This is a genomic window from Glycomyces halotolerans (assembly GCF_054779575.1).
The window spans coordinates 140,220-164,223 of record NZ_BAAGXZ010000001.1 but is presented as its reverse complement, the minus strand read 5'-3'; the positions used below and the strand labels follow the sequence as shown (position 1 = coordinate 164,223).

Genomic DNA, 24,004 nt, shown 5'->3' with positions numbered 1-24,004 from the left:
GCGTCCCATCAGGAGCCGGACGGCCGGGCTTCCGGCGGGTACCCCTGGATGACGATACGTAACAGGCTCGCAATGCGCCGGTTAGATGCGCGCGACGAAATCCGCATACGATTGTCCCCGGAATCGAGGCAGCGCCAGAGGGAGGCGACGTGACCGTCTACGAGGTCGGACTGCGACTGCGCGGCAAGACCGTGCTCGTCGTCGGCGGCGGCACCATCGCCGCCAGGCGCGTCCCGCGACTGCTCGAGGCCGGCGCGCGGATCACGCTCGTCGCCCCAGAGGCGACCACCACGCTCGGCGACTACGCCGCCTCCGGCGACCTGCGCTGGGAGCGGCGCCCGTGGCGCGAGGGCGACACCGCCGGCGCCTGGTTCGTGCTGGCCGCCACCGACGACCCCGAGGTCAACGCCGCCGTCGCCGCCGAGGCCGAGCGCGACCGCATCTGGTGCGTCCGCGCCGACGACGCCACCGGAACCGACGCGGTGACCCTCGCCCGCACCTCCTTCGACGACGTCGCCGTCGGCGTCTCCGCCTCGGGAGACCCGCGCCGCGCCGCCGGGATCCGCGACGCGATCGGCTCGATGCTGCGCAGCGGCGAGCTCGACGCTCCTCGCGGACGCGAGGCCGACCGCCCCGCCGGCGTCGCCCTCATCGGCGCCGGCCCCGGCGATGCCGACCTCATCACCCTGCGCGGCCTGGAGCTGCTCCGCAGGGCCGAGGTGGTCGTCTCCGACCGGCTCGCGCCCCAGGCGCTCCTCGACCTGCTGGCCGACGACGTCGAGATCGTCGACGCCGCCAAACTCCCGTACGGGCGACACACCACGCAGGAGCAGATCAACGCCGTCATGGTCGAACGGGCGCTGGCCGGGAAGTTCGTCGTCCGCCTCAAGGGCGGCGACGGCTTCGTCTTCGGGCGCGGCGCCGAAGAGCTCGACGCCTGCCTGGAGGCCGGCGTGCCGGTCCAAGTCGTGCCGGGCGTGTCCTCTTCGATCGCCGGACCGGCGGCCGCCGGGATCAGCGTGACCGAACGCGGCGTGGTCCACGACTTCACCGTCGTCACCGGCCACGTGCCGCCCTCGGACCCCAAGAGCCGGGTCAACTGGACCGCCCTCGGGCAGTCGAACGGCACGCTGGTGCTCCTGATGGCCGTCAAGAACCGCGCGGCGATCGCCGAGGCGCTCATCGAGCACGGCCGCGACTCTGCCAGCCCCGTGCGGATCGTCGAGAACGCGACCACGAAGAACCAGACGGTGCGCGACTGCACCCTCGGCGAGCTCGGCGCGGCCGAGGCCAACCACCCGGCCGTGATCGTGGTCGGCGAGGTCGCCGGACGCCGCCGCGACCTGCGGTCCCCGCGGTCCGGCGGCGGTCATCGGGAATCGGCCTGACGGCGGTCTGGACGCCTTCGCGAATTCACCGAATCCGCCCTTTACAAAGCGAAACGCAGACCGTAATATTCGCTCATCAACAGCGCTGCGCTCGCAGCGTCTGCCGCCGCGGTCTCGAATCTGACCGCTTGTGTTCTCTGTGATCGTGGGGTACTTTCGTCGACCCCCGTTTGTCCTAATAGGAGTGTACGTGCGTATTCGTGAATTCCCCGGCGATCTGGCGTCCCGTCTCAAGATCGCCTATACCGTCCGCAACGTCGACCCGTTCGCGCCCGGACTCACCATGGTCGACGGATGCGCGCCCCGCCCGGGCAACATCCTCGCCGCCCGGGTCGCATGGCTCGGCCATCACGACTGGCTCGAACTCGGATCAGGACGCAAGTCGGTGATCTACCCCGGAGACGAACTGCTGCTGGCCTTCGGCGAGCGCTACGCGCCCGACCAGTACGAGGCCGCCGTCCCGGCCGACATGACCGCGGTGGACCTCGTCGCCGCCGGCGGCGTGGCAGGGGTGGTGACCGGCCGCCACAGCGACATGGCCCCGCCCACCCGCCTCGAAGCGATCGGGCTCCTCGCCGACCGCGAAGGCGTCCCGCTGGACCTGCGCCGATACTCGGTGCTCAACCCGTTCGGACTCGGCGACCACCCGCCGGTCATCACCGTCGTCGGCACCTCCATGAACGCCGGGAAGTCCACCACCGCGGCCTCGGTCATCCGCGGCCTGACCCGCTCGGGCCGCCGCGTGGCCGGCATCAAGGTCACCGGCACCGGCGCCGGCGGCGACCCGTGGATGTTCCGCGACTCGGGCGCGGCGATCGCGGCCGACTTCACCGACGGCGGCTACCCGACCACCGCCGGCGTCCCCGTCCCCGAACTGGCCGAGCTCGCGCAGACGCTCTACCACCACGTCGCCGGCTACGACGTCGACGCGGTGGTCATGGAGATCGCCGACGGCATCCTCCAGACCGAGACGTCGGCGCTGCTGGAGTACCCGGTCATGCGAGAGCTCATCGACGGCGTCGTCCTGGCGGCCGCCGACGCCGCCGGAGCGCGCTACGGCACCGGCCATCTGCGCGGACTCGGCCTGCCGGTCCTCGCCGCCAGCGGCAGGCTCACCCAGTCCGCGCTCGCGATGCGCGAGGCCGTCGCGGGCATGGACGTCCCCGTCCACACCCCCGGGGAGCTGGCCCAGGCCGAGACCGCCCTGCCGCTGTTCCACCTCGCCGCCGCCCGGCGCAACCACCGCGCCGGCGTGCTCGAAGTAGGCGAAGCCGCTTAGCGACAGAAGAGGAACCGGGCGGCGCGCAGGCGCGCCGCCCGTGAACGGCGCATCGCACATCGGACCACCCGAGTCCGATACCTTCTTGTGACATTGCGATCCTGGTACCGGTTGCACGGGCCAATTAGTCTCAGACCCGTGTCACCCTCCGGAGCACCCCAGAACGCCTCCGGTGCAACCCCGGCGCCGATGCGCCCGACCACCTCATAAGAAGGAACTCCTTCGACATGACCACTCTCAACTCTGACGCCCGGCGTCTCAACGTCAAGGGCCTGCTGATCGCCGTCGGCCTGCCGGTGGTGCTCGTCGGCGCGCTGGTGGCCACACTGTTGGGCACGGGTGCGTTCAGCCGGGACCAGCAGGGCGAGGACGCGTCGATGTGGCTGTGGACCACGCCGGCCGGCGAGATCGCCCGAGTCAACGGGTTGACCGCGGCCACCGACGCCCGGTTCGAGGTCACCGACGCGGCCGGCAATCCGGTGCAGATCGAGCAGACCGACACCCATCTCCTGTTGCGCAACATCGCGACCGGGGACGTGTCGGCGGTCGACCTGTCGACGCTGTCGCTGACCGGGGAGGCCGAGACCGCGCCGGGCGAGGGCGTCCGGGTGGCGCTGCATGAGGACGGGGCGTTCATCGTCGACCAGGTGCAGGGACTGATCTCCCAAGTGGACCCGGAGACGCTCGCGCCGGTCGGAGAGGCGTTGTCGTTTCCCGCCGGCCTGACCGGCGGGGCATTCGACCGCGACGGGTCCCTGTGGGTCGGCGTGCCCGGTGAGGGCACGGTGGTGGAGATCCGACCGCAGAGCGTGGGGGCGAAGACGGTGGCCACCACGCAGGTGGCCGAGCCGCGGCAGGACCTGGCGCTGACCGTGCTCGGCGACGGCGTCGCGGTCTTGAACGCCACGGTGCAGACGATGACGACCCTGCGCGCCGACGGACGCGTCCACGAGGCCGAGATCGAACTGCTCGGGCCCGCCGAGACGGCCGAGACCAGTCCCGGCCACATCGCGGCGGTCACGGTGACCGATCCGCCGAGCGTGGTGACAGTGGACGACGACAAGGCGCGGCGCTTCGACATCGGCGCGGGATCGTCGCAGCTGCTCGGCGCGGCGATGGAATTCCACCAGCGGGTGTACGTGCCCGACGGTGCGGCGGGGATCGTGTGGGTCTACGACCTCGACGGCAACGAGCTCGACAAGATCGAGATCGACTCCGGCGGCGGACCGGTCGAGCTCTACCACTCCGGCGACACGCTGTTCGCGAACGCGGTGAACACCAACCACGCGGTGGTGGTGTCCTCCGACGGCAACGCGCGTCTGGCCGAGAAGGACCGCGACGACATCCTCGGCGGCAACGCGCCGCCCGAGAACGACGACGAGTCCGGCGGCGACGAGGAAGGCGAAGGCGACGGCGGCAGCGGCGAAGAGGTCGGCCCGCCCGGAGCGGTCACCAACCTCGCCGGCACCGTCGGCGACGGCCTGATCAACCTCTCGTGGGACGCCGCGCCGAACAACGGCTCGGCACTGACCAAGTACGTCATCGAAGGCGCGGGAAACACCTGGGAGATCGCCCCGACCCAGCGGGTCCTCGAAATCGACGGGCTCGCCAACGGCGAGGCGTACACCTTCACCGTGACCGCCCACAACGCCATCGGCGCCGGCGACACGGCCACCTCACCGTCCATCGTGCCCTCGGCCGAGGTTCCCGATCCTCCGAGCGGGGTCGAGGCCGTCGCCGAACCCGACGGCACCGTCGAGGTCACCTGGGACGAGGCCGACGGCCAGGGCAACGAGATCACCGGCTACCAGGTCGAGTCCATCAACGGCGACGGCGAACGGACGGTCGTCGGCCAGGCCGACGGCACCACGTTCGTGGTCCCCGTCGACACGCTGACCTACGACATGACCCAGTACGCGTTCTCGGTCACGACCCTGTCGGGATCGGCCGCCTCCGAACCGTCGGAGCAGTCGGACTCGGTGGTGCCGTTCAAGACTCCCGAACCGCCCACGAACCTCCTGGCCGAGACCGCCACCGACGCGGCCGGATCGATCGACGTCACCTGGAACCAGCCGAAGAACAACGGGCGGCCGATCGACAAGTACATCGTCCGGGCCGGGAACCAGACCAAGGAGGTCTCCGGCCAGACCCACGCCCGCGTGGACGGCTTCGCCGACGGTCAGCAGGTGAACGTGACGGTCACCGCGGTCAACGAGGCGGGCGAATCCGAACCTGCCGAGACGACCTCGAACACCATGAAGAAGCCGACGGTCCAGATCTCCTCGACCTCGTCCACGCCCACCTCGGTGACGATCAAGACCGCCTTCGACGACGGCGGCGGCAAAGCCACCTGCAAGCTCTACCGAGGCAAGGGCGTCGTCGACAGCGGCGCCTGCGGCACCCTCGTCGATTCCGACCGGTACGCCTCCACCGAAGGCACCTACCAGGTCGAGATCTCCAACGCCGCCGGAACCTCGACATCGGCGAACCAGACCGTCTCGACCACCGTCATCAAGGGCAAAGTGCACTGGGACTGCCCCAAGGACCTCGTCTACTGCAATAGCGGCGACGGCTCCAACGGCATCGGCATCCACGGCAACACCCAACAGAATGACCTGCAGGGGCGCACCGACAGCGGCGACGTGTACCAGGCGCTGTGCTGGACGACCGGCGACAAGATCACGCCTCGCGGCGACGACCAGCAGGAGGTCGGAGGTGGCAGCCGCTACCACGACTACCACCCGGGCAAGGACGCCACCGACAAGTGGATCAGGATCGAATACCAGAAAGTCAGCTACATACCGTTCGCCTGGTTCGACGTCAACGGTGTAGGGAAGAACTCGACCGGAGACCTCCCGCGGTGTAACTAGGAGCCACGAGAATGCAGGACACCGAGCAGACCCACCCGCTGCACGTGCCCCGGCCGGTGCAGCAGCAACAGGTCACGCTGGGCGCCGGGCAGGCCGAAGCGTTCGCCGCCACGTTCGAGCGCCTCGCCGCCGCGGTGGACACCGTCGTGCTCGGCAAACCGGAAGTGGTGCGCCTGGCGCTGACGGCCATGTTCGCCGAAGGCCACATCCTCTTGGAGGACGTGCCCGGCACCGGGAAGACGACGCTGGCCCGCGCCATCGCCTCGGCGGTCTCGGGCCAGTGGCGGCGCATCCAGTTCACCCCGGACCTGCTGCCCTCGGACGTCTCCGGCGTCACCATCTTCAACCAGGGATCGGGCGCGTTCGAGTTCCACCCCGGCCCGGTCTTCGCCAACATCGTCATCGCCGACGAGATCAACCGCGCCAGCCCGAAGACCCAGTCGGCACTGCTCGAAGTGATGGAGGAGGGCCGCGTGACCGTCGACGGACGGCCGCACTCGGTGCCCTCCCCGTTCGTGGTCGTGGCGACCCAAAACCCCGTCGAGATGGACGGGACCTACCGGCTGCCCGAAGCGCAACTCGACCGGTTCCTGGTCAAACTCTCGGTCGGCTACCCGGTCGAGGCCGCCGAGATCGAGGTCCTGCGCGGCACGCACCAGCGCTCGCCGGACAACATTCCGGCCGTCGTCGACACCGACACGGTCTCGCAGATGGCCGAGATCGCCAAGCACGTCTACATCGCCGAGCCGCTCTACGCCTACCTGGTCCAGCTCGCGAACGCCACCCGGCAGCACCCGCAGGTCGCGGTCGGCGTCAGCCCGCGCGGACTCATCGCGCTCACGCGGGCGGCATCGGTGTTCGCACTCTCCCAAGGCCGGACCTACATCATCCCCGAGGACGTCAAGGCCCTCGCCGAACCGGTGTTCGCGCACCGCATCCAGCTGGCCCCGGACGCCTCCATGCGCGGGGCCACCGGCGCGGGCGTCGTGGCCGAAGTGTTCGACCAGGTCTCGGTCCCGCTGCCCGCTTCGGCGGCATGAGAGCACTGCGGGACCTCCGCGCGATCCCGGTGACCGCGCGGGGCCTCGGCCTGGCGATCGGCGCCGCGGTCCTCGCGTTCACCGGCTGGCGCTGGGGCTACCCGGAGCTGGTGGCCATCGGCGCCGCCGCCGGACTGGCGTGCGTCGCGGCCGTCTCGGTCATCGCCGCCAAGCCCCGGCTCGAGGTCGACCGCAGCCTCAGCCCCGACCGCGTCTCGGTCGGCGACAGCGCGGCGGTCGAACTCGAGGTCCGCAACACCGGCCGGTGGCGCAGCGTCAACGCCCGCGCCGTCGACTCCTACGGCGGCTCCTCGCACCCCTCCCGGCGAGTGTCGGTACCGCTGGCGCGGCTTCGCCCCGGCAAGTCGGCCAGCGCCGTCTACTCGATCACCACCGAGCGCCGCGGCGTGGTCGACGCCGGTCCGCTCGGCATCGGCAAGCGCGACCTCCTCGGCCTGGCGGCCACCGCGGGATCCTTCGGGCCCGTCTCCCGCCTCTGGGTCCACCCGCGACTGTGGAACCTCGGCCGCACCCCCGACGGCCTCGCCCGCTCCCTCGAAGGCACAGCGGACAAGGTCGAGCAGGGCTCGCTGACCTTCCATTCTCTGCGCGAGTACGTGATCGGCGACGAACTGCGCCACGTCCACTGGCGCACCTCCGCTCGCATCGGACAGCTCATGGTCAAAGAGCACGTCGACACGTCGCTGCCCACAGTCGCCGTGGCGCTCGACGACCGCTCGGAGGCCTGGACCGGCCCCGACGCCTTCGAAGCCGGATGCGAGGCCGCCTACTCGGTGCTCACCGCGTGCTTCCGCGCCGAATACCACGCCGCGCTCGTCACCGCTTCGGGCAGCGCCGTCACAGGCGCCGGCCGCGACGCCTACGGCGACCTGCTCGCCGAGCTCACATGCGACGCGACCGAATCGCTCGACGTCTACATCTCCCGGCTCCAAGGCGGCCGGTACGGCGACACGCTCGTGTGGATCACCGGCGTCGACCCGCCCACGCCACGACTGGCCGCGCTCAAGCGCGCCTACCCGGTCGTCATCGCCGTGCAGCTCGCGCCGGGCCTGCCGACCTCTGCGGCCCTCCAAGGAGGACTGCCCTTCCTGAAGGCCGCCGACGGCGAGCAGTTCGCCGCGGCCTGGGACGGCGGGGGCGCGCCGCTATGAGAGTGCACCGCCACCGGCTGCGCGTCGGCGCCGTAGCCGTCTGCCTCACCGTCATGTGCGCCCTGGCCGGCGCCGTGGCCGCCCGCGTGTACCACGGTCCGCTCCTCACCGGACTCGTCGCCGGCGCGGCACTGGCGGCGTTCGCGATCGGGTTCCTGCTGCGCAACCGGGCGTCTTGGCTCTCGGCGACCGTGTCCACGTGGGGGCTGGCCGCCTACCTCCTCGGTGCCTTCCTCCTCACCGACGACGGCGCCGAGCCCCTGCCGCAGATGCTCACCGACGCGATCGTCAACGCCGTGCCGCGCACCCTCACCGCGCTCATCCCGGTAGAAGCCGCCCCCGACACCGTCGGGGTCCCGGTCTTCCTCACCTGGATCGCCGCCGGGGTCGGCTGCGAGTTCGCGATCCGATACGGCCGCACGCTCCTGGGGTGCCTGCTGCCGACACTCCTGTACGCCGCCGGGCTCTATCTGGTCGGACCCAACGCCGGCGCGGACGTGCCGGTCACGGTCGCCTACTGCCTGGCCGCGGGGACGGCGCTGGCGGTGACCGCGGCTCCGCCCGGCAGACGCCCCGACCGTGACGCCGAGGTGGACGGCGGCGTCCCGAAGCGGAACGCGACCGTTCTCGGCTCGATGGTCGGAGCGGCGGTCCTGCTCGTGGCCGTCGCGGCGATCGCGCCGCTCGCCTCCGGGCTGGTCACCTCCCGGCCGGGAGACCCGCGCGAACTGGTCGAGCCGCCGCAGCTGACCGACATCGACCTCAACCCGCTGGTGCGCATCGCCGAGTGGACCAAGTACCCCGAGACCGAGCTGTTCCGCGCGAACCTCGACGGGGACGCCGCGATGCGCCTGGCCGTCCTCACCGAGTACGACGGCGTCACCTGGCAGGCCGGAGGCGACTTCCGCACCGCCGGTTCGGTCCTGCCCGGCTCGGGCGGCGGCGACTTCCACGCCGAGGTAGAGATCATCGAACTGGGCGGCAAACTCGTCCCGGCCGTGCCCGAGCCGGCCACCGTCACCGACCTGCCGATCGCGGTGAACCTGCACACTCGCGGGCTGCTGACGCCCGACGGATTGGCGACCGGCGACCGCTACAGTGTCGGCTCGGATCCGCTGGACATGGACCCCGAGGCCGCCGTCGACGCCCGCGCCGACCTCTCCGACCCCGCGGGCGTCGCCATTCCGCCGGGCACGCCGGAGATCATGCAGACGATCGCCGAGTACATCACCGCCACCTACGACACGCCGCACCAGCGCGCTCAGGGCCTGGCCGACTTCCTGTCGCAGCACTACGCCTTCGACCCGCAGGCGCCCTCAGGTCACGACTACCCGAGCCTCGAGTTCTTCCTCGAAATGAGCCCCGAAGCCGGCGGTCAGCGCGGCACGAGCGAGCATTTCGCCGCCTCTTACGCGATGATCGCGCGACTGGTGGGACTGCCCACGCGGGTCGTGGTCGGCTTCGAGGTGCCCGGCGGCGAGTCGACCGTCACCGCCGCCCAGGGCCTGGCCTGGCCGGAGGTCGACTTCGACGGCGTCGGCTGGGTCCGCTTCGACCCCATGCCGGCCGAGGGGACCGAGCCGATACCTCCGCAGGACACCTTGGAGCAGATGGAGGAGGAAGAGCAGGAGACCGAGGAGCCGTCCGGCGACGAGGGCGCCGAGGACTACAACGACCCGTCGCTCGAGGAGCAGGACGGCGACTTCGACGCCGAGGAGGCGGCCGAAGAGGACCGCATCCCGCAGTGGGTGTGGTGGGCGGCCGCCGCGCTGGCGCTGGCTTCGGTGCCGCTGGTGCTCAAGGCCCGCAGGCGGTTGCGGCAGCGCAGGCGCCTGCGCAGGGGCGGCCCGGCCGAGCGGGTGGCCGGGGCCTGGGCCGAGGTGCTCGCCGCAGCGGCCAGGGCCGGAGTCAAGGTCGGCCCCCATGCCAACGCCGAGGAGGCGGCCGTGCAGGTCTCGGCGCTGGATGCCGATATCGACGGTCTGCCCCGGTTGGTGAACCAGGCGGCGTTCGCGCCCGATTCGGTCGCCGAGCCGGACGCCGAGGCGGCGGCGCGGATCGCGGTGGCGTTCTGCAAGCGGACGCGGCCCCGGGTCAGCCGGTGGAGACGAGTCTTCACTTGACTTGTGTCCGTTAGTGGTCGGTATGCGAACACATGGTTACATAGAGGGTGGGCCATGTCGTGTGCGTGGTGAAGACCTGGCACACTGTGATCTATGGAGAACCCCTTCTTCTCTGTCCGATTCCGCGGATACGACCGAGCCCAAGTCGACCGCGCCGTGTCGCGCATTCGCAAGGCCATGGAGGTCGGCGCGCCACCGCACCCCGATTCCCTCAGCAACCTCGGTTTCCAGATGACGATGCGCGGCTACGACACCGGTGAGGTGGACGAATATTTCACGGAAGTGGCGCGTTCACTGCGCAGTGGGAATGGATAGTCTGGGGGAGTGACCGCTCAGGACCCGTACCGGCCCCAGATGCAGCCTCCGCCGCAAGGCTGGCAGCAGCAGCCTTACGGCGCTCAGGCGCCCCATGCCCAGTGGCCGGCGCACCCGGCGCCGGGCTACCAGCCGCATTCGGTGCAGTGGCCGCCGATGGCGGTCCCGGCCCCTGCCATGGTCGACGGGTTCATGCTGGTGCAGCCCAGGCTCAAGCCGATCCCTTCGGGCCCGGCGATCGGGTCGCTGGTGGCCGGGATCGGCGGTATCGTCGCGGCCTTCCCGGGGCTGATCTCGGCGGCGTTCAGTCCGTGGGCGGGCCTGACGTTCTTCATGCTCGCGGGGCTGCTCGGGGTCGGGTCGATCGTCCTGGGCGCCCATGCTCGGCGCCAGATCAAGACGTCGGGCGGCGGCGTCTCGGGGCGCGGGCTGGCGCTGTCGGGCCTGATCCTCGGCATCATCGCCTCCTCCCTGGCCGGGTTGACGGGGCTGATCAGCCTGTTCGCCATCTGACCGACGCGAAGGCCGCGTATCGCCCACCGGGGGACATATCCACCGTGGAGCGGCCGTATGATGTCGGCATGAACTCCAGCGGCGAGCACGTGATCATCGACGGCCTGGCCGTCACCCGCCTGCCTTCGGGGCTCGGCCGGGCCTCGGACTTCGAGTACGAGTGGGGCGGCGTCGACTTCCTGCAGCGGGTCTGGGAGTCCGAGGTCGAAGCGGGCGTGTGGCGGGTGGACCTTCAGATCCACGCGATGCGCGCTGAGCACCTGACCGATCCCCAAGCGATGCGCGAATTCCTCATCGAGTACCACGAGAAGGACCCTTCATGGGCGACCGAGCAGTTCGGCGACGACGGCTTCGCCGCCGAGCGGGCGGTGATGCGGTTCATCGAGTCCGGTCTGGCCGCCGAGGTGCGCGATCCGTTCGGACGGCAGGGCCCCGACGAGGTCAAGGCCATCGCGGCGGGTCTGCGCCTCATCGAGCTTTGAGCACCGCGCCCGAAGAGACGAACATCTCACCTCCGCCATCGGCAGGTTCTACGTACCATCTAAGCGAACCTTCTCCGCGAGAGTCGCGGCGGCGCTCCCCGGCATCCGACGCGACCTGCGTGGCGCGAACCCCTACCGGGACTGGGATGAGGCTCTCGATCATCTGGCGGAGCAGGCCGCCGGCACTCCCACTCTGCTGGCACTCGACGAGTTCCCCGAGCTGCTGAAGTCCGAGCCCGCTCTGCCCGGCATCCTGCGCGCCTTCTGGGACCGATGGGAGGGGCGCACCGCGCTCAAAGTGTTGCTGTGCGGATCGGCGGTGCGGACGATGTTCGGTCTGCAGGAGTCGCGCGAACCCCTCTACGGCCGCTTCGACCTGGCATTGCAGCTGCACCCGTTCGCTCCCACCGAAGCCGCGCAGATGCTGCCCGACCTGGGACCGGTCGACCGCGCACGCGTCTGGGCCGTCTGCGGCGGTATGCCGCTGCACTTGTCCATGTGGGACCAGGATCGACCCTTCGACGACAATCTCCTCGAACTGGTCTGCCGCCCCGGTGTCCCGCTGCGCCTGGAAGCGTCGTTCGTCCTCAAGACCGAAGCGGGAGAAGGCGGACTCGCCGAAGCGGTCCTGCACGCGGTGGCACGAGGAGGCACCAAGTTCTCCGAAATCCAGACGGCTGTGGGCACCAACCCGACACGGACTCTCGAACGACTGGAGGAACTGCGCCTGATCCGTACCGTCATACCGGTGACCGAGGGAGCGCGGACCCGGCGGAAGCACTATGCGATCGCAGACAGCCTGCTCGCCTTCCACCTCGGACCTCTCTCGGCCTACGCCGAGGAGATCGAGCTCGGCGCCGGAGAGCGCATCGTCGCCGCTCTCCTCGATGCGACATCCGAGCACTTCGGATCGGCATTCGAGGAGGCCTTCCGGGCACATCTACGGCGGCTGGCCGTGGAGGGGCTGCTCGGGGACCGAGTCGTGAAAGTCGGTCCATGGTGGCGCGGTGGAGGGCGGGACGGGATCGATGCGGTCGTGCTCGCCCAGCCTGAGCGGACGAGGGTGCCGGTGCTCATCGGTGAGGCGAAGTGGGACCGGACCGTGAACGCCGATCGGATCAAGTCGGCGCTGACCGCGAATGCCGGCGCACTCGGCGGCGGTGACGATCTGCGATACGCGGTGGCGGCACGAGAGGAGGTCAAGTACGGCGACGACGAGACCTTCGGGTTCACGGCGGCGGACATCTTCACCGCCGAACTCGTCCCGCCGCGCCGGTGCACCGAGTGACACGGTCGGCCTGCCATCGAGAAGTCGCCGTACCACTCGAGCGGCAGACCGGAAGCGGCCCGGACAGCAGAAAAGCCAGGTCGATGACCTGGCTTCTCGAACGTACTCCCGAGCGGATTCGAACCGCCGTTTCCGCCTTGAGAGGGCGGCGTCCTAGGCCCCTAGACGACGGGAGCTTGGCCCTGTCTCCGTGCGCTGCGGCGCGGCGACGACGACAAGACTACCCGACCGTTTCGCGGTCGCTCCACTGGGATCCCGCTTGTGACGCGGCATACGCCGGGCGGCGGTTCGGACCGGTGGAGCAGGGCGGGCCGGGCCGGCGATGCCGCCCTCGCGGGACGGACCCCCGTATGCCGGGCCCGGCCCGCCGGGAGACTCTAACCCGTGCCCGCGGCGGGGGAGGCCCGAACTACCCGTTCGTGTGCCGCCCGTTGCTCATCAGGTCCCGCATCCAGGCCGCGTCGACGCCGTCGTGGTAGTTGACGAGCTTGGCCGTATAGGAGAGCTCGCCGACCTCGGCGGTCACGCTGGCGATCACGCCGACGGTCGTCACGCACACCTTGTAGGCGCCGACCCTCGAGCTCGACGCCCCGCTCACGTTCACGCAGTCGGCCAGCTCCCCGGCCAATGTTGTGTCGGAGAACTCCGTCGCGGCCGAGGGGTCCTCCGAGGCCGCCGTCAGCCACGACGACACCTCCCCGCTCGACGGCAGCACGCCGACGAGCTCGACGCTCAACCACGTCCTCAGCTCGGCGGGATCGCCGTCACCGGCCCAGAACTCGGTCTGGCCGCCGACGACGACCACGGCGTCCCCGGCCTCGGGGTCGACCGCCACCGTCACCGACTCGCCGGTGCCCTCCACCAGATATTCGGCGGTGTAGGCGTGCTCCTCGGCCTTCGTCAGCCGTTCGCTCAACTCGACCAGGGCCGCGTGGTCCTCCGCGACCGTCTCCCCGCCTTCGCCGGCGTCGTCGGCACACCCGGTGAGGGCGATCACCGCGGCCGCGCCGAGGGCAGCGCAGCGCTGGACAGGGTTCTGCATGGGCATGGGGCTCCAATTCCCGAAGTGCCAGGCAAGGCCCAGGTTCTCGAGCCTCGCCGCGACACGCTTTCGGAGACGCCGAAGCCGCTTCGACGCCCCCGGAACGTGCCTAGCACAGGTGTCTCATCTGAGGTAGGCCTCCACCTTATAGCGCGCCGTCGAACCCGCGGGGCGTACGCTATGGAGCTGTGGCCGGCGCAGTGTCGGGTCGGTCGAAATCATCGAGACACAGCCCTGTAATCGGGCTGCCAGTCAGATTCGGCTATTTCAGGAGTGACAGTGGCTGCAATTGAAGACATCCGGGCGCGGGAGATTCTCGACTCCCGAGGCAACCCCACGGTCGAGGTGGAGATCCTGCTCGACGACGACACGCTCCAGCGGGCCGCGGTCCCCTCAGGTGCTTCGACCGGTGCCTTCGAGGCGCTCGAACTGCGCGACAAAGACGGCGGCCGCTACCTCGGCAAGGGCGTCGAGAAGGCCGTCGACAACGTCAACGGCCCCGCCCGCGAGGCCCTGATCGGGCTCGAGGCCTCCGAACAGCGCCTGGTCGACCAGGCCCTGCTCGACGTCGACGGCACCCCGGACAAGTCCAGCCTCGGCGCCAACGCCGTCCTCGGCATCTCCCTCGCGGTCGCCAAGGCCGCCGCCGACTCCTCCGAGCTGCCCCTCTACCGCTACGTCGGCGGCCCGAACGCGCACCTGCTGCCGGTGCCGTGCCTGAACATCCTCAACGGCGGCTCCCACGCGGACTCCAACGTGGACATCCAGGAGTTCATGATCGCCCCCATCGGCGCCCCCACCTTCAAGGAAGCGCTGCGCTGGGGCGCCGAGACCTACCACGCCCTCAAAGCCGTCCTCAAGGAGAAGGGCCTCAACACCGGCCTCGGCGACGAGGGCGGCTTCGCCCCCGACCTCGGCTCCAACCGTGAAGCCCTCGACCTCATCAGCACCGCCATCGACAAGGCCGGCTACAAGCTCGGCACCGACATCGCCTTCGCGATCGACGCGGCCGCCACCGAGTTCTACAGCGACGGCGCCTACGTCTTCGAAGGCGAGAAGCGCACCGCCGAGCAGATGAGCTCCTACTACGAAGAGCTCCTCGGCGCCTACCCCATCGTCTCCATGGAAGACCCGCTCGCCGAAGAGGACTGGTCCGGCTGGGCCACGCTCACCGCCGCCGTCGGCGACAAGGTCCAGATCGTCGGCGACGACCTCTTCGTCACCAACCCCGAGCGCCTGCGCCGCGGCATCGAGGAGCGCGCCGCCAACGGCCTCCTGGTCAAGGTCAACCAGATCGGCTCGCTCACCGAGACCACCGACGCGGTCGAGATGGCCCACCGCGCCGGCTTCGGCTGCATGATGAGCCACCGCTCCGGCGAGACCGAGGACACCACCATCGCCGACCTCGCCGTCGCCATGGGCACCGGCCAGATCAAGACCGGCGCCCCGGCCCGCAGCGAGCGCGTCGCCAAGTACAACCAGCTCCTGCGCATCGAAGAGAGCCTCGAGGACGCCGCCCGCTACGCCGGCGCCTCGGCGTTCCCCAAGTACCGCGCCGCATAATCACCCGGTCGCGACGGGCCCCCGCGCACTCGGCGCGGGGGCCCGACCGCGCCCAGGATCGACTACGCTGACCCCGTGAGCGCCAGCCGACGACCCAGCCACCCCGGAGGACGATCGACCGGGCCCGGCCGCACCCGCGCCGCCCGCAGACGCGCCGCGAGAACGACCGTCCGGCCCCAGATCAAACGGGTCCGCGTCCGCGCGCCGCGCAAGATCTCGCGCCGTGCCGCCGTGCTCGCCCTCGTGCTCTCGGCGCTCGCCCTCGCCTACGCCTACCCCCTGCGGACCTACGTCGAGCAGCGCATCGAGATCAACCGGCTCGAAGCCGAGCAGAGCGAGCAGCGCGAACGCATCGAAACGCTCGAGGCCGAACGCCTCAAGTGGGACGACCCCGAATACGTCAAATCCCAGATCCGCTCCAGCCTGCTCCTGGTCGAGCCCGGCGAGGACCTGGTCATCGTCGTCGAAGAGGAAGATCCCCAACGCGCCGACGGCGGCGACGAGACCGGCGGCGAGGGCTCGACCTGGTACGACGAGCTCACGGCTACCTTTGAAGACGCCGACCAGCTCGAACCCGAGGAAACAGAGGGAACAGAGGATTGAAGCCCGATTCGTGGCCCCAAGAACCCGAACCGGTGACCGAGGCAGACGCGGCCGCCGTCTCCGCCCAGCTCGGACGCCCGATCCGCGGAGCCCGATCAGTGGCCTGGCGCTGCCCGTGCGGCAGCCCCGCCGTCATCGAGACCGAGCCGAGGCTCCCCGACGGCACCCCCTTCCCCACCACCTATTACCTGACCTGCCCGCGCGCCTGCTCGGCGATCGGGCGGCTCGAAGGCGGCGGTGAGATGAAGGAGATGAACGAGCGCCTCGCCGAAGACGAGGAGCTGGCCACCGACTACCGGCTCGCCCACCAGGACTACCTGGGCAGGCGCGCGCGCATCGGCCAGGTGCCCGAGATCGACGGCATCTCCGCCGGCGGGATGCCCGAACGCGTCAAATGCCTGCACGCGCTGACCGGCCACGCGCTGGCCGCCGGCCCCGGCGTCAACCCCTTCGGCGACGAGACCATCGAGCGGCTCCCCGAGTGGTGGAAGCACGGCAGTTGCGCGACCGACCGAGAGGCGGACGAATGAGCGCTCCGCGCGAAACTCGCCGCAGAGTCGCCGGCATCGACTGCGGCACGAACTCGATCCGCCTGCTCATCGCCGACGTCGACGAGAGCGGTCGGCTCCACGACGTGGTGCGGTGCATGGAGGTCGTGCGGCTCGGCGAAGGCGTCGACGACACCGGGCGACTCTCGGCCGCGGCGCTGGAGCGCACCCGAGGGGCCCTGGCCGACTACACCGCCCAGATCCGCGAGCACGGAGCCGAGGCGGTGCGCATGGTCGCGACCTCGGCCAGCCGCGACGCCGCGAACGCCGACGAGTTCACCGCCATGGTCGAGTCGGTGCTCGGCGCCGAGCCCGAGGTCATATCCGGCGACGAAGAGGCCCGGCTGTCGTTCACCGGCGCGGTCGCGACCCTGCCGGAACTGGACGGCCAGCGGCTGCTGGTCGACATCGGCGGCGGCTCCACCGAGTTCGTGCGAGGCCGGGGCGGCGAGGTCCTGGCGGCGATCTCGACCGATGTCGGCTGCGTGCGGATGACCGAGCGGCACCTGCGCTCCGACCCGCCGCGGACCGAGGAGATCGAAGCGGCCGCATCCGACATCCGGGCCGTCGTCGACCGCGGACTGGCCGTCGCCGACCCCGAGCGGGCGGCGACCGAGCTGGTGGCCGTCGCCGGCACGGCGACCACGATCGCCGGCATCGCCCTCGGCCTGCCCGCCTACGACGCCGACCGCATCGACGGCACCAGGCTCGACTACGAGCAGGTCGCGAAGGTCACCGGCGACCTCGCCGAGGCCGACCACGCCGAGCGCCTGGCCATCCCGGTGATGCACCCCGGGAGGGCCGACGTGATCGTCGGCGGGGCCTTGGTGCTGCGGACCATCATGGAGCGCAGCGGGATCGGGGCCGTGCTCATCAGCGAGCACGACATCCTCGACGGCATCGCCCTGTCGGCCTAAGCCCGCGACGCTTCGCGCCGGGGCGCCGCGCGCCACAGCTCCCAGGCGATCCAGAGCGCGCTCGCGGTCACCGCGGCGCCCCAGGCGATGCGGCCGGCGTGCGGCAGGAAGAACTGCGGCACGTAAAGGACCATCACGGCCGCCATCGGAACGGCGCTCCACCGGTTCATGGTGCCCGAACGCCACACCGCGACGGCCGCGAGGACCGCGGCGAGGGCGATGAGGCCCAGGCCGATGAGGAAGACGGTCAGCGCCGTCGGATCCCGGCGGAAGGCCTCGGCGACCTCGGTCAGGCCGGTGTCGCCCTCGGCCACGGCCCGTTCGCCGATCGCCTTGAGCCCATAGGTTTCGGCGCCGTAGTACGAGATGGCCAGGCCGGATCCGATGTAGCCGGTGAGCGAGGCGAGGAACGCCGGCCGTTCCGCGGCGGTGCCGTCGAGGTGCCCGCGAAGTGCGGCCCACGTCAAGGGAATGAGGATGAGTCCGACGATGGCGGCGAGGTGCGCGAGGGCCCATTCGGTCGAGGCCCACGAGGAGGCGCCCTCCAGTGAGGTCTGGTCGGCGCGCGGGGCGACGGCTTCGTAGAGCACGAAGAGGACTCCGGCGGCGGCCATGCCGACGGCGCCGGCGCGGGTGCGGGAGGACCGGGTGTTCATGACGGCTCCTTCGACGGGGCGAGCGGCCCACATGCGTGAGCGGCGATCTGTTTCAAGAACGATGCTCTCATGTACGTCGCGAGATTGCAAGAGCACTGCTCTCTTCTATGTACACTGATTTCATGAACGCACCGAGAACCGCCCGAGAACGCGCCCGAGCCGAGCTGACACAGGAGATCCTGGCCGCGGCGAAGCGGCAGCTCGGCGAAGTCGGCCCCACAGCGCTGTCGCTGCGGGCCGTCGCCCGTGAACTCGAGATGGCCTCCTCGGCGATCTACCGCTACTTCAAGAGCCGCGACGAACTCCTCACCGCGCTGATCCTCGACGGCTACGACGACATGGGCCGTGCCGCCGAGCGGGCCGACGACCCGGCGGCCGCGCCGGGGGAGCGGTGGACGGCGATCTGGCGGGCGGTGCGCGGATGGGCCCTCGAACACCGCCACGAGTTCGCCCTGCTCTTCGGCACCCCGGTGCCCGGATACGCGGCTCCACAGGAGACCGCGGTGGCGGCCTCCCGGACGCCGTTGGCGCTGGCACGGGTCACCGCCGACGCGAAGGCCGCCGGGGCCCTGGAACCGCCTCCGGCGCCGGCCTGCGACCCCGCGCTCATCGACCCCGGCGTCGCCGAGCTGCTGCCGGGCACCTCCTACAGCGCCGACGAGATCGCGCGCGTGATCCTGGCCTGGAACCGGCTGGTCGGCATCATCTCGTTCGAGCTGCACGGCCACCTGCACAAGGTGACCGCCGACGACGAGGCGTTCTTCGACTACACCGCCCGCACGGCGGGGGCCTTCGTGGGGCTGTCCGTCGCCTGATTCGCCGGGCGGGTGGCGGGGATCAGCCTCCGGCGGCCCTGCTCAACCCCGCAGCGCCAGGCCGAGGGCGATCGCGGCGACCACGAGCACGACCGCGATCGCCGCGGCGATCCACGGCCAGCGCCGGGCCCTCTGGTGCTCGGAGACGTCGCCGACGACGACCGTCACATTGTCCGGTCCGCCGTTCTCCAGCGCCAGCCGGACGAGCTCGTCGGCGGCGGCCTGCGGGTCGGTGAAGCTCCGCAGTGTCTCCTCGATCGCGGCGTCGTCGACCACGTCGCTGAGCCCGTCCGAGCAGAGCATGTACCGGTCGCCGAGCGCCGCCGGGCGCGTCTCGAAGTGCGCCGGAGCCGGGTTGGCCTGCAGGACCCGGGTCACCACCGACTTGTACGGGTGGTCATGGGCCTCGTCGGGGGAGATCGCTCCCTCGTCGACCAGGTGCTGGACGTAGGAGTCGTCGACGGTCACCTGCACGAAGTCCTCGCCGCGCAGCTGGTACGCCCTCGAATCGCCGATATGGACGATGTCGACCGAGTCGTCGCCGAGCCACAGGCCGGTCAGCGTGGTCGCCATGCCCTCGGATTCGGGGTTCTCGGCCACCGCCGCCCGGATCCGGTCCCGGGCCGACTCGACGACCTCGCCCAGTTCGGCCTCGGCCTCCACCGGGGGCCGGCGCGCCAGTCGCGTCACCTCGGCGATGGTCACGCCGCTGGCGACCTCACCGGCCGCCGCTCCACCGACTCCGTCGGCGACCGCCAGCAGGCGCCGCGACGCGAGGTGCGAGTCCTCGTTGAGGTCGCGCACCTTGCCCACGTCCGTGGCGGCGCCATAGCGCCAACGTAGTTCGGTCACAAGCGATCACCACTGAAGTAGCACCGGGTTCCGGCTGTCTGATAGAAGCATGGCCGTTCGAGGGACATGGGCGCAAGTGTAGTGGTTGGCCAATCACGAGAGGCGACCGTCGATTTCAGGTGCCCGCGATGCGGTGCTCCGGTTCGGCGCCCTATGCGCCCTTTGGGATCGGCGCCTCGCTCCGGGCCGAACCGCCGTCGCGCCGCAGAGCTCGGCCGCTCGGGGGCGTCAGGCTTGCGGCATGCCTGTATCCCGGGATCGTGCCAGCCTGAGGAAACCGTCCTGACCTGGACCGATGTCGGTTTTACAGTGGAACGGCACAGGTTCGGAGCCATCCCTGAGGAGCCGCCGTGAGTACCATACTGGCCGACCGGTACGTCCTGGAGACCGAGATCGCCCGAGGCGCGGTGGGCGTGGTCTGGCGCGGGCTCGACCGGATCGCCGGGGAGCCGGTGGCGGTCAAGGTCCTCCGCGAGGAGATGCGGAGCCGACCGGAGATCGTCGAGAGCTTCTTCGCGGAGGCCGAGATCCTCAACGCCATCGACCACCCCGGCGTGGTCGGCGTCCAGGACTTCGTCGTCACCGACGCGGTCCTGGCCGTCGTCATCGACCTGATCGACGGCATCGATCTGCGCGAGCACCTGCGCCGCCACGGTCCGCTGGCGCCGGCCGAGGCCGCGCGCCGCTGCGCCTCGGCCGCCGAGACCCTCGCCGCCGTCCACCGCACCGGGTACCTCCACGGCGACGTCAAACCCGGCAACCTCATGCTCACCGGCGCCGGGGTCACCTTCGTCGACTTCGGGATCGCACGCGCGGCCGGGAACGACGCCAAGCCCTCGCACGGCACCCCCGAGTACGCGGCTCCCGAGGTCGCCGCCGGGGAGTCGGCCTGCCCCGGCAGCGACGGCTACGCGCTCGGCCTGGTCCTGTACGAGGCGCTCACCGGGCACAGCGCCTACCGCGGCGGTTCGGTCGCCGACGTGCTCGACCGTCAGCTGACCAAGGTCCCCGTCAGGCCCGCCGCGGTCGACTCCCGGCTGTGGGCGGTCGTCGAGTCGCTGCTGGAGCTCGACCCGGGCCGGCGCGCCGGACTGGAGCAGGTGGCCGCCGGGCTGCGGGCTCTGGCGCCGGACCTGTCGGAGCATCCCACGGCGCCCATCGAGCCCGAGCTGCGCGACCGGGACGTCACCTCGGCGATCGACCACTCGCCGGTCACGCCGCCCGCTCCACGGCCGGGCGCCCGGGACGTGGCCGTCGAGGCGCCGCGGCGCCGCGGCCTGCTGCTGGCGGGCGCCGGCGCGCTCGGGACGGCGGCGATCGCCGCTTTCGTCCTTTTTGTCATGCCCGATGCGGGGCCGAGCGGGCCGGCCGACGCCGTGGAGCCCTCGGGCGCCGTCGAGACCACCGCTCCGTCAGAGCCGAGCGACGAGCCGTCCGAGGCTCCGACCGAAGCGGACGACACCGGGTCGGGGGGCTCGGCCTCGCCGAGCCCCGGTGCGAACGGGACGGAGACGGATAGTGCCGCTGACGGTAGTGAAACGGACGGTTTGTCCGGTTCAGACGATGGTGGGAGCGCGCCTGCGGAATCCAATGAGGGCACTCCAGTCGAGCTGATTCCCGGATCGGATGTCATTGGATCACGATTGCCAGGCAACTGAATGCGATGGCGACAGTCGATAATGCTCCGTAACTAGCGCGCGACACTCGGTTTGACGAATCAATCGACGCGATGGGGATCACACCCTTGGAATTCTCCAAACACCAGTTCCCGTCGCCTGCGGACTCGCGCCCCGTTCGCAAGTCTTGCAACGAATCCGGTTGTCGCCCTTTAACTACGTATAGGAAGCGGTCAATCGACACATTGGATCAGTCCACTTGTCAGAACAGGCTCCACATGGCATCCTGTCGGGCATGGCAGGAAAAGAACTCAACGCAACCTCGGCAGCATTGCTGGGTTTGCTTCACGAAGGTCCAATGACCGGCGGGCAACTCATGGCCGAGGCGACCCGTCGCCTGGGTCCGTACTGGACCATGACTCGCTCCCAGGTCTACCGCGAACTCCCGGCGCTGGCCGAGGCGGGCCTGGTCCGCGTCGGCAAGCCCGGGCCGCGCGCTTCGGTGCCCTATACGATCAGTGCCAACGGCAAGCGCGCCTTCACTCGCTGGCTCAACGAACCGGCCCGCATCGGGCAGCTGCGCGACCCGGTCGCGCTGCGCACCGCGTTCACCGACTACATGTCGGCCGACACCGTCGCCGACATGTTCGCCGACGCCACCGAGCAGCACCAGGAGGCCTTGTCCGAGGCGCGCGCCGCGGCCAAGGACTACTCGAGCGAGGACCCGGGGGCCGCCGCCGCGATGGAATTCGCGATCGGCTACCACCGGGCCGCGCTCAACTGGCTCAAGAAGCGCGCCTCCTAGCTTCAAGCACTAGGGGGCGCTCAACCGTCGTTCGCATCGAGCGCGAAACGGGACGCGGACCGCACACGGTCCCGCGTCCCGTTTCGTATGAGCGCGAATACAGGCGTACCCTCATCTGTTGTGACCAGTGTCGATGTATCCGCCGATCTCCGTGAATTGAAGGCGACGCTCGCGAGCGTCGAGGCCGTCCTGGACCTGCCGGCGCTCCGCCGCGAGAAGGACGAGCTCGAGGCCGCCGCCGCCGACCCCGGCCTGTGGGATGACGCCGAGCACGCTCAGACGATCACCTCCCGCCTCTCGTACGTGCAGGCCGAGCTCAACAAGCTCGCCGGTCTCCACGAGCGCCTGGACGACGTCGAAGTCATGTTCGAGCTCGCCGCCTCCGAGGGCGACGCCGGCGCGCGGGCCGAGGCCGTCAGCGAGCTCGAGTCGATCCGCAAGAGCGTCGACGAGCTAGAGGTCCGGACCCTGCTCTCCGGGGAGTACGACGAGCGCAACGCCGTCGTCTCGATCCGGTCAGGCGCCGGCGGCGCCGACGCCTGCGACTTCGCCGAGCAGCTCATGCGCATGTACCTCCGCTGGGCCGAGGCCCACGACTTCGGCACCGAGGTGTACGACATCTCATACGCCGAGGAGGCGGGCATCCGCTCGGCCACCTTCGCCGTGAACGGCCCCTACGCCTACGGCACCCTCTCAGTGGAGCAGGGCACCCACCGCGTCGTCCGCATCAGCAAATACGACAACCAGGGCCGCCGCCAGACCGGCTTCGCCGCCGTCGAGGTCGTGCCGGCCCTGGAGAAGACCGACCAGATCGACGTGCCCGACGAGGAGATCCGCGTCGACGTCTACCGCTCCTCGGGGCCCGGCGGGCAGTCGGTCAACACCACCGACTCGGCGGTGCGGATCACCCACCTGCCCACCGGCGTCGTGGTCACCTGCCAGAACGAGAAGAGCCAGCTCCAGAACAAGGCCACGGCCATGAGCCTGCTCAAGGCCAAGCTCCTCCAGCTCAAGCGCGAGGAGGAGAACGCCAAGCTCGACGAGCTGCGCGGTTCGGCGACCGCCTCCTGGGGCGACCAGATGCGCTCCTACGTGCAGCACCCGTACCAGATGGTCAAGGACCTGCGGACCGGTTTCGAGACCGGCGACGTCCAGGCGGTCTACGACGGCGCCATCGACGGGTTCCTCGAGGCGGGCATCCGGTGGCGCAGGAGCGGCGAGAAGCCCGAGCAGTGAGGCCGCCGGGGGCGACCCGGCGGAATGGCATGGGCCGCGTGACCACCTTCGCTTCGTCCGTTCGGCTGAAATCGCGCCGTCACCCGAACGCGGAGGGGACATATGCGCCGTAAGTGCCACGGTATGCCACGCATGTACTGGAGCCGCCCGAGCGCGGCGGGGCCTCGAGGGCTAGACTCCGGCTCGTGATTCAGCTCGAGGGCGTAACCAAGCACTACCCCCGGTCGAACCGCCCGTCGGTCGAAGACGTGAACGTCTTCATCGACAAGGGAGAGTTCGTCTTCTTCATCGGCCCGACCGGCGCGGGGAAGTCCACGATCATCAAGCTCCTGCTGCGCGAAGAGGTCCCCGACAAGGGCAAGCTCAAGGTCGGCGACATCGACGTCACCAAGCTGCGACGATGGAAGGTGCCGGCCTACCGGCGCAGCATCGGCTGCGTCTTCCAGGACTTCCGGCTGCTGCCCAACCGCACCGCGGCCGAGAACGTCGCCTTCGCGCTCGAGGTCATCGGCAAGCCCAGGTCGGTCGCCCGCCGCGTGGTGCCCGAGGTCCTGGAACTGGTCGGACTCGGCGGCAAGGAGCACCGCTACCCGCACGAGCTCTCCGGCGGCGAGCAGCAGCGCGTCGCGGTGGCCCGCGCCTTCGTCAACCGGCCGCTGCTGCTGCTGGCCGACGAGCCCACCGGTAACCTCGACCCCGACACCTCGATCGAGATCATGCGGCTCCTCGACCGCATCAGCCGGACCGGAACCACCATCGTGATGGTCACTCACGACTCCAACATCGTGAACCAGATGCGCCGTCGCGTCATCGAGATCGAGAACGGCCAGATCGTCCGCGACCAGGCTCGCGGCGTCTACGGCTAAGCGGAAGGCAGAGAA

At 70.4% G+C, this 24,004-nt stretch carries 22 protein-coding genes and 1 tRNA gene; 19 read left to right on the top strand and 4 right to left on the bottom strand.

The features are described 5' to 3' along the window. The first annotated feature begins 149 nt into the window (after positions 1 to 149). From cobA to ACYVL2_RS00795, 10 genes are all read left to right on the top strand, one after another. Positions 150 to 1,388 (top strand): siroheme synthase family protein, encoded by a 1,239-nt coding sequence (gene cobA / locus ACYVL2_RS00840; protein ID WP_460539195.1) that lies wholly within the window; start codon positions 150 to 152, stop codon positions 1,386 to 1,388. Between the two features lie 190 nt (positions 1,389 to 1,578). After that, positions 1,579 to 2,667 carry a DUF1611 domain-containing protein gene (locus ACYVL2_RS00835; RefSeq protein ID WP_460539193.1) on the top strand — a complete coding sequence of 363 codons (1,089 nt, stop codon included), beginning with the start codon at positions 1,579 to 1,581 and terminating at the stop codon, positions 2,665 to 2,667. A 227-nt stretch (positions 2,668 to 2,894) separates the two neighbouring features. After that, positions 2,895 to 5,537 (top strand): fibronectin type III domain-containing protein, encoded by a 2,643-nt coding sequence (locus ACYVL2_RS00830; protein ID WP_460539191.1) that lies wholly within the window; start codon positions 2,895 to 2,897, stop codon positions 5,535 to 5,537. Between the two features lie 11 nt (positions 5,538 to 5,548). After that, on the top strand, positions 5,549 to 6,577 hold the full coding sequence (locus ACYVL2_RS00825) for an AAA family ATPase (RefSeq protein ID WP_460539189.1): 1,029 nt from the start codon (positions 5,549 to 5,551) through the stop codon (positions 6,575 to 6,577). Beyond that, entirely contained in the window at positions 6,574 to 7,749 is a 1,176-nt protein-coding gene (locus ACYVL2_RS00820) for a DUF58 domain-containing protein (RefSeq protein ID WP_460539187.1), read from the top strand. Before ACYVL2_RS00825 ends, ACYVL2_RS00820 begins: the two co-directional genes overlap by 4 nt. Next, positions 7,746 to 9,872 carry a transglutaminase TgpA family protein gene (locus ACYVL2_RS00815; protein WP_460539185.1) on the top strand — a complete coding sequence of 709 codons (2,127 nt, stop codon included), beginning with the start codon at positions 7,746 to 7,748 and terminating at the stop codon, positions 9,870 to 9,872. Before ACYVL2_RS00820 ends, ACYVL2_RS00815 begins: the two co-directional genes overlap by 4 nt. A 93-nt stretch (positions 9,873 to 9,965) precedes the next feature. After that, positions 9,966 to 10,187, top strand: coding sequence for a DivIVA domain-containing protein (locus ACYVL2_RS00810; RefSeq protein ID WP_460539183.1), 222 nt, complete (start codon positions 9,966 to 9,968; stop codon positions 10,185 to 10,187). Between the two features lie 9 nt (positions 10,188 to 10,196). Then, a complete protein-coding gene (locus ACYVL2_RS00805; RefSeq protein WP_460539181.1) occupies positions 10,197 to 10,700 on the top strand; it encodes a DUF4190 domain-containing protein in 504 nt (167 codons plus the stop codon). 68 nt (positions 10,701 to 10,768) lie between these two features. Continuing rightward, on the top strand, positions 10,769 to 11,182 hold the full coding sequence (locus ACYVL2_RS00800) for a hypothetical protein (protein WP_460539179.1): 414 nt from the start codon (positions 10,769 to 10,771) through the stop codon (positions 11,180 to 11,182). A gap of 328 nt (positions 11,183 to 11,510) precedes the next feature. After that, positions 11,511 to 12,470, top strand: a complete 960-nt coding sequence (locus ACYVL2_RS00795) for an ATP-binding protein (RefSeq protein ID WP_460539177.1) — start codon at positions 11,511 to 11,513, stop codon at positions 12,468 to 12,470. Positions 12,471 to 12,573: 103 nt separating this feature from the next. Here the strand turns inward: ACYVL2_RS00795 and ACYVL2_RS00790 are convergent. Together ACYVL2_RS00790 and ACYVL2_RS00785 are read right to left on the bottom strand one after the other, a co-directional pair. Then, positions 12,574 to 12,646: transfer RNA gene (locus ACYVL2_RS00790), tRNA-Glu, on the bottom strand. A gap of 233 nt (positions 12,647 to 12,879) precedes the next feature. Next, the gene (locus ACYVL2_RS00785; protein ID WP_460539175.1) at positions 12,880 to 13,512 is read right to left on the bottom strand and encodes a hypothetical protein; all 633 of its coding nucleotides are present in this window, start codon (positions 13,510 to 13,512) and stop codon (positions 12,880 to 12,882) included. Between the two features lie 279 nt (positions 13,513 to 13,791). Between ACYVL2_RS00785 and eno the strand changes: the two genes are divergently transcribed. From eno to ACYVL2_RS00765, 4 genes are all read left to right on the top strand, one after another. Further along, positions 13,792 to 15,075 (top strand): phosphopyruvate hydratase, encoded by a 1,284-nt coding sequence (gene eno / locus ACYVL2_RS00780; RefSeq protein WP_460539173.1) that lies wholly within the window; start codon positions 13,792 to 13,794, stop codon positions 15,073 to 15,075. Between the two features lie 75 nt (positions 15,076 to 15,150). Further along, the gene (locus ACYVL2_RS00775; RefSeq protein ID WP_460539171.1) at positions 15,151 to 15,678 is read left to right on the top strand and encodes an FtsB family cell division protein; all 528 of its coding nucleotides are present in this window, start codon (positions 15,151 to 15,153) and stop codon (positions 15,676 to 15,678) included. A gap of 32 nt (positions 15,679 to 15,710) precedes the next feature. After that, on the top strand, positions 15,711 to 16,208 hold the full coding sequence (locus ACYVL2_RS00770) for a DUF501 domain-containing protein (protein ID WP_460539169.1): 498 nt from the start codon (positions 15,711 to 15,713) through the stop codon (positions 16,206 to 16,208). Then, positions 16,205 to 17,143 carry a Ppx/GppA phosphatase family protein gene (locus tag ACYVL2_RS00765; RefSeq protein WP_460539168.1) on the top strand — a complete coding sequence of 313 codons (939 nt, stop codon included), beginning with the start codon at positions 16,205 to 16,207 and terminating at the stop codon, positions 17,141 to 17,143. The genes ACYVL2_RS00770 and ACYVL2_RS00765 overlap by 4 nt, the downstream gene beginning before the upstream one ends. Here ACYVL2_RS00765 and ACYVL2_RS00760 read toward each other — a convergent pair. Next, positions 17,140 to 17,799 (bottom strand): hypothetical protein, encoded by a 660-nt coding sequence (locus tag ACYVL2_RS00760; RefSeq protein ID WP_460539167.1) that lies wholly within the window; start codon positions 17,797 to 17,799, stop codon positions 17,140 to 17,142. The genes ACYVL2_RS00765 and ACYVL2_RS00760 overlap by 4 nt on opposite strands. Positions 17,800 to 17,921: 122 nt before the next feature. Here ACYVL2_RS00760 and ACYVL2_RS00755 point away from each other — a divergent pair, with 122 nt between their 5' ends. Further along, positions 17,922 to 18,614, top strand: a complete 693-nt coding sequence (locus tag ACYVL2_RS00755; RefSeq protein ID WP_460539166.1) for a TetR/AcrR family transcriptional regulator — start codon at positions 17,922 to 17,924, stop codon at positions 18,612 to 18,614. 42 nt (positions 18,615 to 18,656) lie between these two features. Here ACYVL2_RS00755 and ACYVL2_RS00750 read toward each other — a convergent pair whose 3' ends face one another. Continuing rightward, entirely contained in the window at positions 18,657 to 19,466 is an 810-nt protein-coding gene (locus tag ACYVL2_RS00750; protein ID WP_460539165.1) for a PP2C family protein-serine/threonine phosphatase, read from the bottom strand. A 350-nt stretch (positions 19,467 to 19,816) separates the two neighbouring features. On the opposite strand from ACYVL2_RS00750, the gene ACYVL2_RS00745 reads away from it, so the two are divergent. The 4 genes from ACYVL2_RS00745 to ACYVL2_RS00730 all read left to right on the top strand — a co-directional run bounded on the left by ACYVL2_RS00745 (position 19,817) and on the right by ACYVL2_RS00730 (position 23,989). Next, positions 19,817 to 21,124, top strand: a complete 1,308-nt coding sequence (locus tag ACYVL2_RS00745) for a serine/threonine-protein kinase (RefSeq protein WP_460539164.1) — start codon at positions 19,817 to 19,819, stop codon at positions 21,122 to 21,124. Between the two features lie 253 nt (positions 21,125 to 21,377). Beyond that, on the top strand, positions 21,378 to 21,887 hold the full coding sequence (locus tag ACYVL2_RS00740; protein WP_460539162.1) for a PadR family transcriptional regulator: 510 nt from the start codon (positions 21,378 to 21,380) through the stop codon (positions 21,885 to 21,887). A gap of 120 nt (positions 21,888 to 22,007) precedes the next feature. Beyond that, the gene (gene prfB / locus ACYVL2_RS00735) at positions 22,008 to 23,123 is read left to right on the top strand and encodes a peptide chain release factor 2 (RefSeq protein WP_460539160.1); all 1,116 of its coding nucleotides are present in this window, start codon (positions 22,008 to 22,010) and stop codon (positions 23,121 to 23,123) included. Positions 23,124 to 23,308: 185 nt separating this feature from the next. Next, positions 23,309 to 23,989, top strand: coding sequence for a cell division ATP-binding protein FtsE (locus ACYVL2_RS00730; protein ID WP_460539157.1), 681 nt, complete (start codon positions 23,309 to 23,311; stop codon positions 23,987 to 23,989). Positions 23,990 to 24,004: the final 15 nt, after the last annotated feature.